The following is a 15,975-nucleotide window of genomic DNA, read 5'->3' as shown; positions in this document are numbered from 1 at the left end:
CAGGCACCCGGGACGCGTTGCTAGTTCTCGTCCAGTTCGCCCCGGACAAGGCGCCACGTGACTTCGGTGAGGAGTTCGACGCCCCGCAGCGCGTCGTCGTCGTGCGTGTACTCAGCCTCGTTGTGCGAGATGCCTTCCACGCTGGGGACGAAGAGCATCACGGTGGGGACCACGTCCTTCATGTTGGTCGAATCGTGCCCGGCGACGGTCATCACGTCAGCATGGGTATAGCCCAGGCTGTCCGCGCTGGCCCTGCCTAGTGCTGCTCCCTGGGGCTGGTAGGACACCACTCCCCAGTTGTGCGTCAGGTCCAGGCTGATGTCCGTGCGGGAGTCGGCCTCGGCGTCGATGATCCGCTTGGCGAGCCGCTCCATGGCCAAGCCAAGCACGGATTCGTCCGGGGAGCGCAGGTCCAGGTTCATCAGCACCTGCCGGGCGATGGTGACCGGCGAGTTCGGCAGGACATACAGCTCGGAGACCGAGGTATGCAGCAGCCCGGGCTCGAATTCGGCAGCCAGTTCACGCGCCGCGGAGATCACCAGCGCGGCCCCGAAGAGGGCGTCGCGGCGGTCCTCCATGCGGGTTGCGCCTGTGTGCGACTGCGCTCCGTCCACCGTCACCCGATACTTGCTGGCGGCCCAGGTGCTGTCCACGATGCCCACCTGGGTGCCACTCTCCTCCAGGTTCCGGCCCTGCTCGATGTGGATCTCGGCGTAGCGGGCGACCTGGGCGAGGACTGGCGCGTCCCCGTCCGGGGCAGCATGTCCTGCAGCCAGGGCCTGGGCTACGGTCGTCCCCGCGGGATCAATGGTGGCGAGGGCGTCTTCCAACTGCAACTTCCCGGTGAAGACGCCGCTGCCCATCATGCTGGGCGCGAAGCGGCTGCCTTCCTCGTTGAACCAGTTCACAACGGCCAGGTTATAGGCGGGCTCGAGCTTGCCGGCCCGGGCTTCCGCCGCAACGCGGGCGCCCGCGTGGGCTGCTGCGAGCACCCCGTAGGCCCCGTCATACCGGCCGGCCAGCGGCTGGGAATCCAGGTGCGAACCCACCAGCACGTAGGGGGCGCCGGGGACCAGTTCCACGGTGCCGAACTGGTTGCCTGCCTCATCCACTGTTTCGGTGTAGCCGTGCTCGGCCAGCCATTGGCTGAACCAGGCCCGGGTGGCGTGGTCGTTTGGGGTTCCGGCCTGGCGGTCCACGCCGCCGCCGGGCGTGGCGCCGAAGCCCGACATCGTGGCGAAGTCCGCGAGGAACTGGGGGTCGGTGGTGCTCATGGGGTTTCCTTTCCTGTCAGTGCCGGCTCAAGGTCCGCGAGGCGGGCCGGCGCTGGTAGATTTTCTGCGCCGAAGCGGATGTGGCCGCCCACCATGGTGGCCAGCACGCGCGTGGCTGAAATGTTTGAGGGCTCGACGGCGGTTGGATCTTGGTCGAGGAACACCAGGTCGGCCAGGTACCCCGGTGCCAGGCGCCCCTTGATGTGTCCGGTTCCGGTGGCCGCGGCCGACCCCGTGGTGTAGGCGGCCAGCGCCTCCACCGCGGTGATCCTTTCGTCCGGCCCGTAGACCTCGCCCGACGGCGTCAGCCGTTCCACGAAGGACTGCATGACATCAAGGGGCCGACCGTTGGAGACAGGGCGGTCCGAGCTTCCCGGCAGCGTGACGCCGCGCTCCAGCAGGCTCTTGCCGGGATAGGACCAGGGGGTGCGCTTGGGCCCCAACAGGCGGGCCATGCCGTCTCCGAACTCGGTGATGAAGTGTGGCTGCGGGACCAGCACGATGCCGGCGGCGGCGATCCGGTCCAGCTGGTCGGGGCGGACCACCCCGCCGTGCTCGATCCGGTTGGGCTGTGCATTGAGCCCGAAGTTTTCCTGGGCCTCGGTGATGATGTCGATGGCATGGTCAACGGCGCGGTCACCAATGGCGTGCATCGCGATTGCCCAGCCGGCACGGTAGGCGGCGAGCGCTGATTCGCGCAGCTGGTCGGCGTCCATTTGCAGGTAGCCGTGGTTGTGGGTGCACCCCACATAGTCCTCGGTCATGTAGGCCGTACTGCCCAGGAGCGAACCGTCGCTGAAGATCTTCACCGGGCCCACGCGCAGCCAGTCGTCGCCCAGTCCGGTGCGGATCCCGGCGTCAAGGCTCCGGGACTCGGGGTCATCGGCGTGCCCGGGCATCTCGTGGAGGGCATCCATGACCAGCATGGGCTGCATCCTGACGCTGAGCAGTCCCTTGTCGCGCGCGTTCAGGTAGGCCGCGAACTCGCGGGGCGAATAGCCGATCCAGCCGCCGGCGATGCCCGCATCCGTAACGCTGGTGAGCCCTTCAGAAAGGTAGTGCGACGTTGCCAGATCCAGCGCCCGCTCAATGGTTTCCAGCGGATACGGAAGCAGGATGTCCTGGACCAGCCGCATAGCGTTTTCTTCCAGCAGCCCGGTCGGAAGGCCGTCATCGCCAATGACCACAGCACCGCCGTCGATCGGGGCAGTGAGATCGGCCCGGTCGGCGACGAGCTCCAGCGCTACGCCGTTGAGCGTGCAGGCGTGGCCCGACGAGTGCTTGATCCACACAGGGCGTCCCCCGGCCGCCGTATCCAGCCGGTGGCGGTCCGGTTGCCGGCCGCCGAACAGCAGCGGACTGAAGCCGGATGCCACCACCCATTCGTCGGCAGCCTTTCCGGCTGCAGCGTTGGCGATGATGTCGTACAGCTCGTCCAGGTTTGCCGCCACTCCCGCGTTGGCCTCCATCAGCCCGAGCCCGAACCACACGCTGTGCGCGTGGACATCGTTGAATCCGGGGACGATCACGGTCCCGGCGGCGTCGATGGTCTGGAGGGCATGGCCGGCCAAGGCAGGGTCGGGATCCACGTCGAGAATCTTGCCGTCATGGATGAGCAGGCTCGTCGCCGTGGGCCGGGAGGCATCCTGGGTCAGTATGTGGGCGTTGCGGATCAGGAGATCGACGGGCATTAATCCTCTTTGATAGGCCTCCGGATGGCAACGGAGGGTTCAGGGCAGGGGCCTGGAAGTGTGGCTTCGCTCCATTCAACTCTGTAAATTTGCTGCTCTCAATGGACATCGAACGCGGCATTAGCGCACTAACTTAGGCTTTTGCATAAAATGGTCCCCATGACAGTCCGCGACAACACTGCCGCCCGCCCCTCCGGCCCGGTGATCAGGGAGTTCAATCCGGGCCGGCCCATGGAGCCGGAATGGACCGAACTGCTGGAGAGCCTGTGGAAGGAGCGCTCCCGGCTGGTGGATGACTTCCTGGAACGCTTCTCCGCGATTTCCTACGGCGAGGCGCTGGTGCCCAAGGATGATGTGTACCGGACCGCCGCGGACACCATGGACATGTTCCTGTATCAGATGGCCGGGCTGGAGCTCCCTCCGGACCTGCAGACCCTGCCCCGTGAGGTGGCTGGCCGCCGGGCACGTCAGGGCGTGCCCCTGGACGCGTTTCTTGAAGCGATCCGCAATGACTTCCGCGTTCTCTGGAAGGGACTGGAACGGGTGGCCCGCGACCAAGGGATCAGCGTCCTGGTGGCCAATATGGACCGGGTCCTGGACGCCGTGGAGGGCTATGTCAGCAGCATCCAGCAGGCCTATGCCGAGGAAGAGGCCCGGCTGGCCCGCAACAAACAGCTGTACCGCCAGCGCCTGCTGTCCCGGCTGTTCAACGCCGAAGCAGGCAGCTCCGGCGATACGCAGGACCTTGCCGCGGCGCTCGGGGTGGAGGCCGCCGGGACCTTTGAAGTGCTGGCAGTGACCTCCGACGCCGTGGCCCAGGCGCAGCGGCAGTTCGAGCCGGACCACCGCATATATATGTATGAGAACACCGGGGTCCTGTATGTCTTCCGCCAGCAGCGCAAGGGCCGCACGTGGCAGCAGGAAGGCCCGGGCTTCCCCGCCGGATACCTGCCCGACGTCGACGGGCTGGCTGCTGTTCCTGCCGCGGCCGCGTCGGCGCTCGTACTGGCGCAGCAGAATCCCCGTGGCGCCGGGCTGGCCACGATGGAGGATACGTGGATGGGCATTGCTGGCGGACTGCTGGAGCAGAAGTTCCCAGGCTTCTCCGCTCCCATCAAACAGGCCCTGGACAGGTGCACGCCCCTGGAACGCCAGCGCCTGCTGCAAGTGGCGCGCAGTTACGGGCGGACCGGCTCCATCAAGGAAACGGCGGAGGAACTCTTCTGCCACCGGAACACCGTTGTCAACCGCCTGCACAGCCTGCACGAGGTCATCGGCCTGGACCTGACTGTCCCGGCGGAGGCCGCCCGGGCCCTCGTCGCCCTCAGCCGGTACAGCGAGTTCACGGACTGATTTGTGAAGATGCCCAGCAGAAGGGCGAAAAGTGGGTGGATATTGTCATTGTTTAGGGCTTTATCACTCACCTAATGTCGAATAAACCACCGCAGCGTGCAGGCCATCGCCATTCGACCGCCGCGGGACCGGGATGCAAACTCAACCCGCTCGAAAGGGCCCACGCAGTGACGACCTCAAATTCAATCTCCCACACCGCCGGTGCTCCTCCGGTGATCTCCGGCAAGGACGCAGGGAAGATCGCCCGCGCAGCCTTCGTCGGGACCGCCTTGGAGTGGTACGACTACTACCTCTTCGGCACAGCAGCGGCGCTGGTTTTCAACCGGCTCTTCTTCACCAACATGGACCCCACCGCAGCACTGCTGGCCTCCTTTGCCACCTTCGGCGTCGGCTTCGCCGCTCGCCCCATCGGTGCCATGATCTTCGGCTACATCGGTGACCGCTATGGACGCCGTCCGGCGCTGCTGACCACCATCGTCATGATCGGGGCGGCCACGGCCCTCATCGGCCTGCTTCCCGACTTCGGCACAATCGGCCTGGCCGCACCCACCTTGCTTGCCGTGTTGCGCCTGGTCCAGGGCCTGGCAGTCGGCGGCGAATGGGGCGGCGCCGTGACCATGGCCGTCGAGCATGCACCCGTGGAAAAGCGTGGCCGGTATGCCGCCCTGGTCCAGGTAGGCTCGCCGGTCGCCACCTTGCTGGCCTCCGGCGCCTTCTCGCTGGTCCTGCTATTCCCGTCCGAATTCTTCGATGCCTGGGGCTGGCGCATCCCGTTCCTGCTGGCGTTCCCCATGCTGGGCATCGCGCTGTGGATCCGGCTCAAGGTGGAGGAATCCCCCATCTTCAAGGATCTGCTGGCCCAGGGCGAAACGTCGAAGGTTCCGGCCTTCGAGGTCTTCCGCCACGCCGGCGGCCGCCTGCTCATCGCCGTGCTCGCAGCACTGCTCGGCGTCGGCGGTTTCTACATGATCACCACTTTCGCGGTGAGCTATGGCTCCAACACCCTGAAGGTGGACCGGAATGTCATGGTCAACGCAACGCTGGTTGCCGCAGTGGCCCAGATCGGCGTCACCTTCGTCATGGGCCGACTGGCCGAGAAGATCGGTCCGGGCAAGGTGACCATGTGGGGCGGCATCGTCAGCGCGGTCATGGCGTTCCCACTCTTCGCGATGATCGACACCAAGTCCCCGGTGATGATTATCCTGGCCATCACGGTGGGCATCATGCTCATCGCAGTGGCCTACGCCGTCAACGGCGCCCTGCTCACCGAGCTGTTCCCGCCGAAGCTTCGCTACTCCGGCGTGGCCCTGGGCTACAACATCGCCGGCGCCACCAGCGGCTTCATGCCCCTGCTGGCCACCGCCATGCTGGGCGTCTCCGGCAACCAGTCGTGGGGTGCGGCCCTGATCCTGGCCATCATCTCGCTGCTTACCGCCGTCGGCGGGTTCTTCGGCGAGCGCCTGCGCGTCCAGGACAAGCAGCTCGTTACCAGCAGCTAGGACGGACGGCGACCGCCGGTAACCCGCTGCACTATCGACAATCACCCAAGGGGAGCCGTCCGGCGGACGGCTCCCCTTCCCGTTAGGAGAACACATGCTCAGTGACGATCAAAGCCGGCGCATCCTGGATGCGGTGGACGCCGCCTTCGACGCCCAACTTGCCTTCACCCAGGACCTGGTCAAGCACCCGTCCCTGCGCACGCGGGAGGGCACCGCGCAGGACCTCATCTACGGGGCCATGGAGGGCCGCGGCCTGGAGATGGACCGGTGGGAACTGGACGCCGAAGAGCTGTCCGCCCATCACGGCTTCGGGCCGGTAACGGTGTCCTATGAAGGGGTGACCAATGTCGTGGGCACGTACCGTCCGGCCGAAGAGCGGGGTCGGTCCCTCATCCTCAACGGCCACATCGACGTGGTGCCCGAGGGCCCGGCCGAGGCGTGGTCCCGATCCCCCTGGGACGCACCCATCATCGATGGGTGGCTGTACGGCCGCGGTGCCGGCGATATGAAAGCAGGCCTGGCGGCAAACCTCTTCGCGTTCGACGCCGTCCGTAGCGCCGGGTTTGAGCCGGCGGGCCGCATCCACTTCCAGTCCGTCGTGGAGGAGGAGTGCACGGGCAACGGCTCCCTTTCAGCCCTGATGCGCGGGTACCGTGCCGACGCGGTAATCATCCCCGAGCCCGAGGAGGACATGCTGGTGCGCGCCAACGTGGGCGTGCTGTGGTTCAAGGTCCGCGTCACCGGCAACCCGACGCATCCCCGGGAGATGGGCGCCGGCTTCAACGCCATCGATGCCGCATACACGGCCATTTCCGCGCTGCGCGAGGTGGAGGAGAAGTGGAACGCGGACCGCGGACAGCACCGGTACTTCGAAGACCTGGACCACCCCATCAACTTCAACTTCGGCGGGATCGCAGGCGGGGACTGGCCCTCCAGCGTCCCGGCCTGGTGCGAGTTCGATGTGCGGGCGGCAATCTACCCCGGTATCAGCGCCGAGCAGGCCTGGCACGAACTCCAGGAGTGCCTCGAGTCCCTGGGCCGCGGACCGGAGTCGATCACCGCCGTCGGCGTGAAGACCGGTTTCTTTTCCGAGGGCTACGTGCTGGAGCCCGGGACGGACGCCGAGGCCATGCTGCAGCGGACGCACGCACAGGTGTTCGGCCGCGAGTTGGAGAGCTTCACAACGCCGGGCTACCTGGACGGCCGCGTCTTCGCCCTCTACGCCGATACGCCGCCGCTGGTCTACGGCCCCATCTCGGAGTCGATCCACGGGTTCGACGAGCGAGTCTCGGTCGAATCGATCCGCCGGATCACCAAGAGCATCGCCCTGTTCATCGCCGACTGGTGCGGGGTCGACGAGCAGCCTGGAACCCCGGTGCCAGCGCAGTAAACCACGACGGCGGGAGGCCGGCTTGTGGGCCGGCCACCCGCCGTCGTACTGCTTCAAGATGCTAGAAGCAGACGGGCTGGAAGGCCGGGTCCGCGGGACCGGATGGCTGGGCCAGGGCGTTGCCTACGAGCTGGTGCACCACGGGGTCGTTGGGCGTCTGGTCATGCTCGATGACGTCGGCCGGGCACTTGTCCTGGATGGTGATGTTGGTGACCTGCCGCGCCGAACCGTTCAGGAACTGGCTGTTGTACGGGATGACCACCTCGTCGTGGGTGGTGGAGATGACCGTGTAGGACGGGCCAGCCACCGTATCGCCGATGGAGTTGAGCTCCTGCATGAAGGGCGACCCGGCCTGCTGGTCGGCGCAGGCGGCACAGCCGGCGGCGGTGTAGTCGGGCGTGGGCACCAGGTCCGGCGGCGGGAGGATCACGCCTTCGGTGCCGTGGTTGGACGGCGCGATGCCCACGAGCTGGTGGACGTACTTTGCCCCGCCCAGGAAGCCCATGTAGTACCGGGGCATCATGCCGCCCTGGCTGTGGCCCACCAAGTCCACCTGCTTGGCTCCGGTGGCGGAGCGGACGGCATCAACGAACGGCGCGAGTTGCGCGGCGGAATCCTTGACCGGAGCCGTGGCATAGACGCCGTTCGTTTCGCCGTAGTTGAGGGCGAAGACGCAATAGCCCTCGCTTTTAAGGTACGGCGAGAGGGTGGACCAGTTCTTGTCCATGCTCTCGAAGGTCCCCGGAACCAGGACCACGGGGTAGGGATGTTCTGCTGATGGTTTGCAGGACCAGTCATTGGCACCCGGCGGGGAGACATCGACGGCCTGGGCGGGGGTTGAAACCAGGGATGTGGCAAGGACGGCGGCTGCCGCAACGGACAGGGCCCGGGTAAGGAATGACATGGAAACCTCTTTGTTCGTCTGTCTATGGTGTGGCCGGCACTGATGGTTTTGGGGGATCCATCAGGGCTGGCCGGGGTTTTCCATGCTGGCAGCGCTGCTGCTCCTGCGCAGCAGAAGTGCACGGATGTGCGGCCAAAAAGGGCTGTCCAAGAGGAGGTGGATGTTGCTCCGGCACCCCGTCAAATCGGGCTTTGTTACTGGTCAGTAGCTAGAGAGCGTACGCCGGCCTGCGCACGGGCGGTCTGCCGCGGTCTGCACGAACGTGCAGACCTGTGGGCTGTCAGGCCAGGAGCCAACGCTTCCAGCGTGGCTGCTCGGGTTCCGGCGTCGGTTCGGGCTCCGGCTCCTCGCCCAACGCCTGCGCGGCCTGGACAATGTCGTCAGCGGTGAGCGTCATGACGGCCTCACGGTCCAGCGCGTCCAGGCTTTGTTCCTCGTCAAGCGACAGCCGCAGCGCCTGGCGGTTGAGCGCCTGCTCGAAGAGGGTGCGGGCGAACCGCGCATTGCCGGAGTCCTCGCCGGCATGGAGCCCGGTGAAGATGCGGCGCAGCATCTGGTCCGCGTCCGGCTCCAGCCTGTACTCGTGCTGGGCCAGCATCTGGTGGAAGATCGTCTGGAGCGCATCGACGGAGTAGTCAGGGAAGGTGATCTCGCGGGCGAACCGGGAGCGCAGGCCTGGGTTGGAGAGCAGGAAGGCCTCCATCAGCCGCGGGTACCCCGCCACGATCACCACCAGGCGGTGGCGGTGGTCCTCCATCCGCTTCAGCAGGACCTCGATCGCCTCGGGGCCGAAATCCATCCGGCCATCCTCCGGGGCCAGCGCGTACGCCTCATCGATGAACAGGACACCGTCCAGCGCGCGCCGGATCACCCGGTCCGTCTTGATGGCGGTCTGGCCAACGTACTGCCCCACCAGGCCCGAACGGTCCACCTCCACCAGGTGGCCTTTCTGCAACAGACCCACGGCGCGGTACATCTCGGCCAGGAGCCGCGCCACGGTGGTTTTGCCCGTGCCGGGGTTTCCGAGGAACACCAGATGCTGTGAGGTGGCCACTTCCGGCAGTCCGTGGGCCTTGCGGCGCGCCTGGACCTGGAGCAGTGCCACGAGGGCCCGTACCTGCTCCTTCACGGTGTCCAGTCCCACCAGTGCGTCGAGCTCGGCCTGCAGCTCAGACAGGGGCCGGGCCGGCCCGGGCCGGGCACCCATGAGATCGCCGACTACTTCATCGACGCGTTCCGAACCGGGCAGCTTGAGCTGATCGGCCAGGTGGCCGATCGTTTCGCGCAGGTCATCGAGCGGGTTGCGGCCGAGAGCCATGCCTCCACTGTAGACCCCGGCTCCCGCGCACGGCGGACTCAGCGCCACAAGTATCAGGGCCGATACCGCCGGAAGAGTGCCGGATAGCCGTCCCCTTCCGGCGTCCTGGCACCGTTCCGGCGATTCGGGCGGGGGCGGGGCGGCCGGGGGTCACAGGGAGGCCCCGCCGCAGATCACGTAGTTTTGGCCCGTGATCGACTTGCCGTGCGGGCCCAGCAGGAAGGCGGCCAGGGCGGCCACGTCCTCCGGGTCCACCAGGGCGCCCAGGGCCGGCAGCTTCACGGGGGTGGCGGCACGGCCGGGATCGTTCAGCATCGGGGTGTCGGTGGGCCCCGGGGAGAGCACGTTGACCGTGATCCCCCGCGGCGCGAGCTCTTGCGCCCAGGTCCGGCCCAGCCCCATCAGCGCGGCCTTCGTCGCGGCATAGTGGCTCTTGCCCGGCATCCCCGTGGAGGTGCGGCTGCCCAGCAGGACGATCCGGCCGCCGTCGGGCATGGCCGGCACCAACGCGTTGGCCAGCGCGGACGCCGCGGCCACGTGGACGGTGAACATGCCGGACAAAGCAGCGGGGTCAAGGGAACCAAGGTGGGCAGTCCGCTGGAACCCGGCGGCGTGCACCAGGGCATCGGCCGGAGCCAGCCCGGAAACCAGCGAAGCCAGGGACTCCGGCTGGGCGAGATCGGCCTGCAGCCACTCGAACTTGCCCTCCAGGGCAGACTCGGTGCGGCTCAGCCCTGTCACGCGCCAGCCGTCGGCCAGCAGCCGCGCAGCGATGGCTTTGCCGATCCCGGAGCTGGTGCCGGTGACAACCGCATGTTTGGTCATGCGTCCCCGCCCGGCGTGGTGCTGCCGTCGTACGCCCACTGCGGGTCCACCCGGACGAATTTGATGGCCTGCCGGAAGTACGTGTACGCGATGTTCAGTGCGCCGTCCGGGCCCTGGTGGATGGACGGGTAGGAGTATTCGCGGTTCAGCCCGTCGCGGGAGTTGTTGGACAGGCAGTAGCCGTCCCCCACGTCCAGGTTCCGGCGGATGGGCCACGAACGGCCGGAATCCTCGGAAATGGCCAGGGTCATCGGCGAGCGCGGCGTGCCCCAGAAGGCGCGCTTGACGCCGTCGTCCTCCGGGAAAGCCGTAGCGTCCGGTTCGGCGACCTGCCCCTGTTCGTCGGCCAGGCCGTCGTCGTCAATCTCGTCGTACAGCGAGAGCCGCCGCGCGGTGCCCTCCCCGGCGCGGCTGTGGTTGTACACCAGGGCCAGGCGGCCGTCCGTCAAAGCAACAAACTGGATGGAGGAGTTGTTGTTGGGCAGCTCGGTGGGGACGGGCTCGCTCCAGGTCGAGCCGTCGTCGGTGGAGCGGGATTCGTAGATGGAGTCGGCCCAGCGGCTGCGGAAGAGGGCCAGCAGCGAGCCGTCGGCCACGGGCTGGATGTTCATGTGGACGCAGCCCAGGCTGCCCGGCAGGACGTGCTCGGTCCAGGTGGCGCCTGCGTCGTCGGAGATCATCACGGCGCTGTCATCGCTGTTGCCCACCCACTTCTCCCCCGGCGTGGTGATGCAGCGGAAGATCGGGATGATGAGCCGCCCGGACGGGAGAACCACTGGCAGTTGGCGGACGAACACGCCGCCGGTCTCGTTGGCCGGGAAGAGGGTCTCCACCTCACCCCAGGTGCGGCCGCTGTCCAGGGAAATACGACGGCGGACCTCGGCCGTGTCCTGGTTGCCCGCCTTCTGCGCGGTGTACAGCAGCCAGAGTGCGCCGTCCGTGTTGGTGAAGAGGATGGGGTTCTGCTCGGAGCGGGTGGAGTCGTTCGAGAGTTGCTCCGGGGCGGACCACTGGCTGCTGCCCGGCTCGAGGGTGGAGAACCAGATGGAGATATCCGGCACGCCTTCCTGGGTGCCGCCGAACCAGACGCAGCCCAGCCGGCCGTCCGGGAGGGTGAGCAGGTTGGCCGCGTGGCTCTGCACGGTGGGCGCGGGCAGGTAGGCGAAGTCGGCGCCGTCGGCCCTCTTGACCGCGCCGTCCGGGGTGATGGTGCTGTAGCTGTCGGTGGTGATGGTCATGGTTATTGGTCCTTGGAAGTGGCGGCGTCGAGATGGGACTTGGCGATCTGTTCCAGGTGCGTCAGGTCCGAGGCGACGGTGGTGAACGTGTACCCCTGCTTCAGGCGCTGCGCCGCGACGGTCCCGGCCGCGGTGTGGATGCCGGCGGCGATGCCAGCTGACGCGGCAGCCTCGGCGATGGTCTCCAGGGCGGCGTTGAATTCGGTTTCGACGGCGGGATCCCCGGGGAACGCCCCGCCCACCGCAATACAAAGGTCGGAGGGCCCCACGTAGATGCCGTCCAGGCCGGGGGTAGCGCAGATTTCCTTGACGTTGGCCAGCCCCTCGGGGGTTTCGATCATGGCGAACACCATGGTGGCGGCGTTGGCCTCGGCGGGCACCGGGCCGATCCGCAGGGCCGAGCGCATGGGGCCGTAGGAGCGGCCGCCCAGCGGCGGGTACTTGGCGGCGGCCACGGCCGCGGCGGCGTCCTGGGCGTTGTTGACCAACGGGACAATGACGCCCACGGCACCGGCGTCGAGCGCCTTGCCGATGGCGGTGAAGTCGTTGGCCTCCACGCGGACCATGCCGACGGCGGTGTGCCCGGCATCGATGGCCATCAGCCCGTTGAGGACCCCGGAGTAGCCGAGCAGGCCATGCTGCGCGTCCAGGGCGACGTAGTCGTAGCCGAGCCGGCCGATGCGTTCGGTGGCCACGGGCGCGTCCAGCACCGCCCAGTAGCCCACCGCCTGCTCACGGGCGCGGATCTTGCGGGCGAATTCGAGGGCCAGGTCGGAAGTCATCAGGGTCCTTCAGGTGATCGGTTCAGGTAACGGGTAAGGGATCAGCGGTTGTAGGCGGGCATTGGCCCGCGCAGCGACGTGCCGACGGCGTCGCAGGCGTCCACGACGTCGGCCGGCAGCGGACCGTTGGCCACGGCGGCGATGTTGGCGCGCAGCTGTTCCACCTTGGACCCGCCCAGCAGCATGGACCCCACGCCGTCCCGGTAGGCAAGCCAGCGCAGGGACAGCTCAGCCAGGGAAACCCCGGCACCGGCGGCGATGCTGGACAGTTCGGCGATGGCGTCGAACAGCTGCTTGTCCCAGTACCGCTGCGTGTACATGGCGGCGAGCTTGGAATCGCCGTAGCGGCCCTCGGTGGGCTTGGCGTCGAAGCTGTGCTTGCCGGTGAGCAGGCCGCCGCCCAGCGGGTTGTAGACCGTGGTGTGCACGTTGTGGGTGGCCGCGAACTCGAGATATTCCTCCTCCAGCCGCCGGGCCACCAGGTTGTAGAGCTGCTGTGCGACGACGGGCCGCGGCGCCCCCACTTCACGCGCCGTGTGGATGACGTCGGCGATCTGCCAGGCGGCGAAGTTGGAAACGCCCAGCGCACCGATCTTCCCTTCTTCAACCAGCGAGGCCACGGTGGACAGCGTCTCGGCAAGCGGGGTGGCCCGGTCCGGCTGGTGCAGGTAGAACAGGTCGATGCTGTCCACGCCCAGCCGGCGCAGGCTGCCCTCCACGCTGGCCCGCAGTCCGGCCGCTGACAGCGGCGCATTGGAGCCGTGGTCCGCGTGCGGCATGCCGGCCTTGGACGCCAGGATGACGCCGTCGCGCTTCGCCTTTAAAAGCCGGGAGAGCATCTCCTCGGTGACCCCGCCCACGTAGGCGTTGGCGGTGTCGATGGTGGTGATGCCGGCGTCGAGCGCTTCCTCCACCATCCGGGCGGCGGTGGCCTCATCCGCAGTGTCGCCGAACGTCATGGTTCCCAGGACAAGCCGGGAGATGGGAAGTTTCAGGCCGTCCACCTGGGTGCCTTCGGGCTGGGTGCTCATGCGTTGATTCCTCGTGGTTGCGTCATTGCTTCTCGTAGAAACAGTAGGGGTCGAGCCGGCCTGGGAAAGATCGGTCCGGCTGACGTGGAGCCCGCGGGCCCCTCATCATGCTTTGTTGTGCCCATCACTTTGCCACCTTTGCGCAAACCACGCAACCCTCTAGCGCGAATCGCGCAGTTGTGTCATGATGATTGGAGTTTGCACCACTTGTCCGGGTGCAGCCACCTACAAGCGGGAGGAGCAACGTGGCTTCCATATTTGTGCAGGCCGACGATTTCTCCGGCGCCGCCGAGGTTGGCTACTGCTTTGTGGAACATGGCCTGTCCACGCAGGTCCTGCTGGGAGCAGGTAAGGACGCGGGAACGCACGACGGCGGCACCTCCTCGAGTGGGTTCGCCAGCGACGTGGTGGTCACCGATACGCACTCCCGCGGCCTTTCCGAAGCCGCGGCCGAGGCGCTGGTGAAGGACGCTTTCTCCGGTCCTGAAGCCTCCGTTGCGCAGGCGCTGTTCAAGAAGATCGACTCCCTGTGGAGGGGCAACCTCAGTGCCGAGATTTCCGCGCTGACCAGCCTGGGTTTGCACGCTGTGGTTGCCGGCGCCCTCCCGCAGCTGCAGCGTTCCGTGGCGGGTGGCCGGCCGCTGGTGCACGGCACTCCCCTGGCGGAGACGGAGCTGTGGCAGGCAGAGGTTAAGGCCCCGCCAGCCGATGTTCCATCCCTGCTCCGACCGGAGGACCCGGCATCGGTTAGGACAGTAACCCTGGCGGGAGTCCGGTCCAGCTCGTTCAGCGCAAAGCTCGCCGGGCTCCTGGACTCCGACCAGCCGCAACTGGTGGTCACCGACGGTGAAACGGTGCAGGACCTGGAGCACGTGGTGGCCGCACTGCTGAAGATGGATTTCCATGCAGGCGGCCGCCGCATCGTCCTGGTGGGAACCGGTGGAGCGGCTGATGTCCTCGCCCGGCGGCTGACGACCCAATTTGCGCGAAATACGCAAAACGCGGCAGCGGCTGAGCTTATCGGCACAGAACCACAGGAAGCGGGACGGCCCGTCCTCGCCGTCGTCGGCTCCGCATCCAGAACCGCGCAGGCGCAGCTGTCCCAGCTCGAAGCCAACGGCTTCAGGGTGGTCCGGCTGGACCCGCTCCCGGCCGAATCCAAGGGTGCCTACGCTTCCCAACTGGCCCGGGTCACGGGTGATTTGAGGGCGGGAGCCTGCGTAGCTCTCGGCTTGGCGGTGCAGAACGTGGTCCCGTCCGCCTCCGCCCGCATCGTGCAGGCGCTCTCCGCGTTCGCGGCCGAGGCAGCGAAAGCGGCTCCTGCCGACCTGATCCTTACCGGCGGCGAGACGGCCCGGGAAGTCCTGGACGCCGTCGGCCGCTCCAGCCTGGTGCCGCTCGCGGCGGTGCAGCACGGGGCCGTGCTGATCCGTGCCGACGACGGGACGCTGGTGGGCACCAAGCCCGGCAGCTTCGGCGACGACCTGGCCCTCCTGCAGCTGTATGACGAAATCCGGAAGCACCGCGGCCAGTCCGCGGGAGCTTCCCCCAACACCTTTCCCCGCAAGACTTCCGAAGAACCTGGAGCAGCAATGACTGACGAAACAATGAACAACCAGCCCCTGCCTTACGTCGCCGTCACCATGGGCGACGGAGCCGGCATCGGCCCCGAGGTGATCGTGCCGGCGGTGCTGGATGCTGGCATCCTGGCCGAGTGCCGGCCCGTGGTGATCGGCGACGCGCTGCGGCTGCGCCAGGCCGCGGAGGTACTGGGCATCCAGGTGGACATCCGGGCCATCGAGGACGTGGAGGACGCGGAGTTCACGCGGGGCCGCGTCAACGTGATCGACCTGGCGCTGCTGCCGGCGGACCTGGCATGGGGGCAGCTCTCCCCCGTGGCCGGGCACGCCGCGTACGAATACATCCGGGTGGCCAGCGAGCTGGCCATGGCCGGAAAGGTGCAGGCCATCTGCACGGCGCCGCTGAACAAGGAAGCGCTGCACGCCGCCGGGCACATCTTCCCCGGGCACACAGAGCTGCTGGCCTCGCTGACGGGCACGGAGGAAGTGTCCATGATGCTTTCCACGCCAAAGATCCGGGTGATCCACGTGACCACGCACATCGGGCTCATGGACGCCATCCGCAAGATCAACCCTGACCTGGTGGAGCGGACCATCCGCCGCGGCCACGAGGCGCTGGTGCGGGCCGGCATCCCCAACCCGAAGATCGGCGTGTGCGCCATCAACCCGCACGCCGGCGAGAACGGCCTGTTCGGGCGGGGCGAGGAAGCAGAGAAGATCGAGCCGGGCGTGAAGGCTGCGCAGGCGGACGGGATCAACGCGGTGGGCCCGCTCCCCGCGGACACCCTCTTCTTCCTGGCCGGCCGCGGCGACTACGACCTGGTGGTGGCCATGTACCACGACCAGGGCCACGGGCCGGTCAAGGTCCTGGGCATCGAGGCCGGCGTGAACATCACGGTGGGCCTGCCGGTGATCCGCACGTCCGTGGACCACGGCACCGCGTTCGATATCGCCGGCAAGGCAATCGCCGATTCCCGTTCCATGGTGGAAGCGCTGCACCAGGCCGCGGAAATGGCCACCCGCCCGGCCATGGCCGTGTAGCTGCCGGGATTCCGTGGTCGCCGGAACTAGCATGGGTAGCACTGCCACC

At 67.5% G+C, this 15,975-nt stretch carries 12 protein-coding genes; 4 read left to right on the top strand and 8 right to left on the bottom strand.

Annotated features, from left to right (window positions below):
• Nucleotides 1-20: 20 nt before the first annotated feature.
• Both J2X98_RS09610 and J2X98_RS09605 read right to left on the bottom strand, forming a co-directional pair.
• Complete coding sequence (locus J2X98_RS09610; RefSeq protein WP_307307148.1) at nt 21-1,274, bottom strand: M20 family metallo-hydrolase; 1,254 nt, start codon at nt 1,272-1,274, stop codon at nt 21-23.
• Nucleotides 1,271-2,965 carry an amidohydrolase gene (locus tag J2X98_RS09605; protein ID WP_307307145.1) on the bottom strand — a complete coding sequence of 565 codons (1,695 nt, stop codon included), beginning with the start codon at nt 2,963-2,965 and terminating at the stop codon, nt 1,271-1,273. Before J2X98_RS09605 ends, J2X98_RS09610 begins: the two co-directional genes overlap by 4 nt.
• Before the next feature lie 159 nt (nt 2,966-3,124).
• Here J2X98_RS09605 and J2X98_RS09600 point away from each other — a divergent pair, with 159 nt between their 5' ends.
• The 3 genes from J2X98_RS09600 (at nt 3,125) to J2X98_RS09590 (ending at nt 7,207) form a co-directional block, all read left to right on the top strand.
• Entirely contained in the window at nt 3,125-4,318 is a 1,194-nt protein-coding gene (locus J2X98_RS09600; RefSeq protein WP_307307142.1) for a helix-turn-helix domain-containing protein, read from the top strand.
• Nucleotides 4,319-4,485: 167 nt separating this feature from the next.
• Nucleotides 4,486-5,817 (top strand): MFS transporter, encoded by a 1,332-nt coding sequence (locus J2X98_RS09595; RefSeq protein ID WP_307307138.1) that lies wholly within the window; start codon nt 4,486-4,488, stop codon nt 5,815-5,817.
• A gap of 94 nt (nt 5,818-5,911) precedes the next feature.
• Nucleotides 5,912-7,207, top strand: coding sequence for an ArgE/DapE family deacylase (locus tag J2X98_RS09590; protein WP_307307136.1), 1,296 nt, complete (start codon nt 5,912-5,914; stop codon nt 7,205-7,207).
• Nucleotides 7,208-7,268: 61 nt separating this feature from the next.
• Here J2X98_RS09590 and J2X98_RS09585 read toward each other — a convergent pair whose 3' ends face one another.
• From J2X98_RS09585 to J2X98_RS09560, 6 genes are all read right to left on the bottom strand, one after another.
• Nucleotides 7,269-8,111, bottom strand: a complete 843-nt coding sequence (locus tag J2X98_RS09585) for an esterase/lipase family protein (protein WP_141940457.1) — start codon at nt 8,109-8,111, stop codon at nt 7,269-7,271.
• Nucleotides 8,112-8,391: 280 nt separating this feature from the next.
• Nucleotides 8,392-9,429, bottom strand: a complete 1,038-nt coding sequence (locus J2X98_RS09580) for an AAA family ATPase (protein WP_141940456.1) — start codon at nt 9,427-9,429, stop codon at nt 8,392-8,394.
• A gap of 150 nt (nt 9,430-9,579) precedes the next feature.
• Complete coding sequence (locus J2X98_RS09575) at nt 9,580-10,254, bottom strand: SDR family NAD(P)-dependent oxidoreductase (protein ID WP_307307127.1); 675 nt, start codon at nt 10,252-10,254, stop codon at nt 9,580-9,582.
• Nucleotides 10,251-11,492 (bottom strand): sialidase family protein, encoded by a 1,242-nt coding sequence (locus tag J2X98_RS09570; protein WP_307307123.1) that lies wholly within the window; start codon nt 11,490-11,492, stop codon nt 10,251-10,253. The genes J2X98_RS09575 and J2X98_RS09570 overlap by 4 nt, the downstream gene beginning before the upstream one ends.
• 2 nt (nt 11,493-11,494) lie before the next feature.
• Entirely contained in the window at nt 11,495-12,274 is a 780-nt protein-coding gene (locus J2X98_RS09565; RefSeq protein WP_141942975.1) for an HpcH/HpaI aldolase family protein, read from the bottom strand.
• A 41-nt stretch (nt 12,275-12,315) separates the two neighbouring features.
• The gene (locus J2X98_RS09560) at nt 12,316-13,305 is read right to left on the bottom strand and encodes an aldo/keto reductase (RefSeq protein WP_307307119.1); all 990 of its coding nucleotides are present in this window, start codon (nt 13,303-13,305) and stop codon (nt 12,316-12,318) included.
• Between the two features lie 245 nt (nt 13,306-13,550).
• Here J2X98_RS09560 and pdxA point away from each other — a divergent pair, with 245 nt between their 5' ends.
• The gene (pdxA, locus tag J2X98_RS09555) at nt 13,551-15,926 is read left to right on the top strand and encodes a 4-hydroxythreonine-4-phosphate dehydrogenase PdxA (RefSeq protein ID WP_307307116.1); all 2,376 of its coding nucleotides are present in this window, start codon (nt 13,551-13,553) and stop codon (nt 15,924-15,926) included.
• Nucleotides 15,927-15,975 lie beyond the last annotated feature (49 nt).

Origin of the sequence: Pseudarthrobacter enclensis (genome assembly GCF_030811655.1) — a bacterium.
GTDB lineage: Bacteria > Actinomycetota > Actinomycetes > Actinomycetales > Micrococcaceae > Arthrobacter > Arthrobacter enclensis_A.
Note: the sequence above shows the minus strand (reverse complement) of the source record. Positions and strands in the feature narration are given on the sequence as shown.

What these genes read in the sequence shown, in the direction of transcription:
- J2X98_RS09610 (WP_307307148.1), bottom strand. Translation starts at nt 1,274, where the DNA reads ATGAGCACCACCGACCCCCAGTTCCTCGCGGACTTCGCCACGATGTCG.
- J2X98_RS09605 (WP_307307145.1), bottom strand. Translation starts at nt 2,965, where the DNA reads ATGCCCGTCGATCTCCTGATCCGCAACGCCCACATACTGACCCAGGAT.
- J2X98_RS09600 (WP_307307142.1), top strand. Translation starts at nt 3,125, where the DNA reads ATGACAGTCCGCGACAACACTGCCGCCCGCCCCTCCGGCCCGGTGATC.
- J2X98_RS09590 (WP_307307136.1), top strand. Translation starts at nt 5,912, where the DNA reads ATGCTCAGTGACGATCAAAGCCGGCGCATCCTGGATGCGGTGGACGCC.
- J2X98_RS09585 (WP_141940457.1), bottom strand. Translation starts at nt 8,111, where the DNA reads ATGTCATTCCTTACCCGGGCCCTGTCCGTTGCGGCAGCCGCCGTCCTT.
- J2X98_RS09580 (WP_141940456.1), bottom strand. Translation starts at nt 9,429, where the DNA reads ATGGCTCTCGGCCGCAACCCGCTCGATGACCTGCGCGAAACGATCGGC.
- J2X98_RS09575 (WP_307307127.1), bottom strand. Translation starts at nt 10,254, where the DNA reads ATGACCAAACATGCGGTTGTCACCGGCACCAGCTCCGGGATCGGCAAA.
- J2X98_RS09570 (WP_307307123.1), bottom strand. Translation starts at nt 11,492, where the DNA reads ATGACCATCACCACCGACAGCTACAGCACCATCACCCCGGACGGCGCG.
- J2X98_RS09565 (WP_141942975.1), bottom strand. Translation starts at nt 12,274, where the DNA reads ATGACTTCCGACCTGGCCCTCGAATTCGCCCGCAAGATCCGCGCCCGT.
- J2X98_RS09560 (WP_307307119.1), bottom strand. Translation starts at nt 13,305, where the DNA reads ATGAGCACCCAGCCCGAAGGCACCCAGGTGGACGGCCTGAAACTTCCC.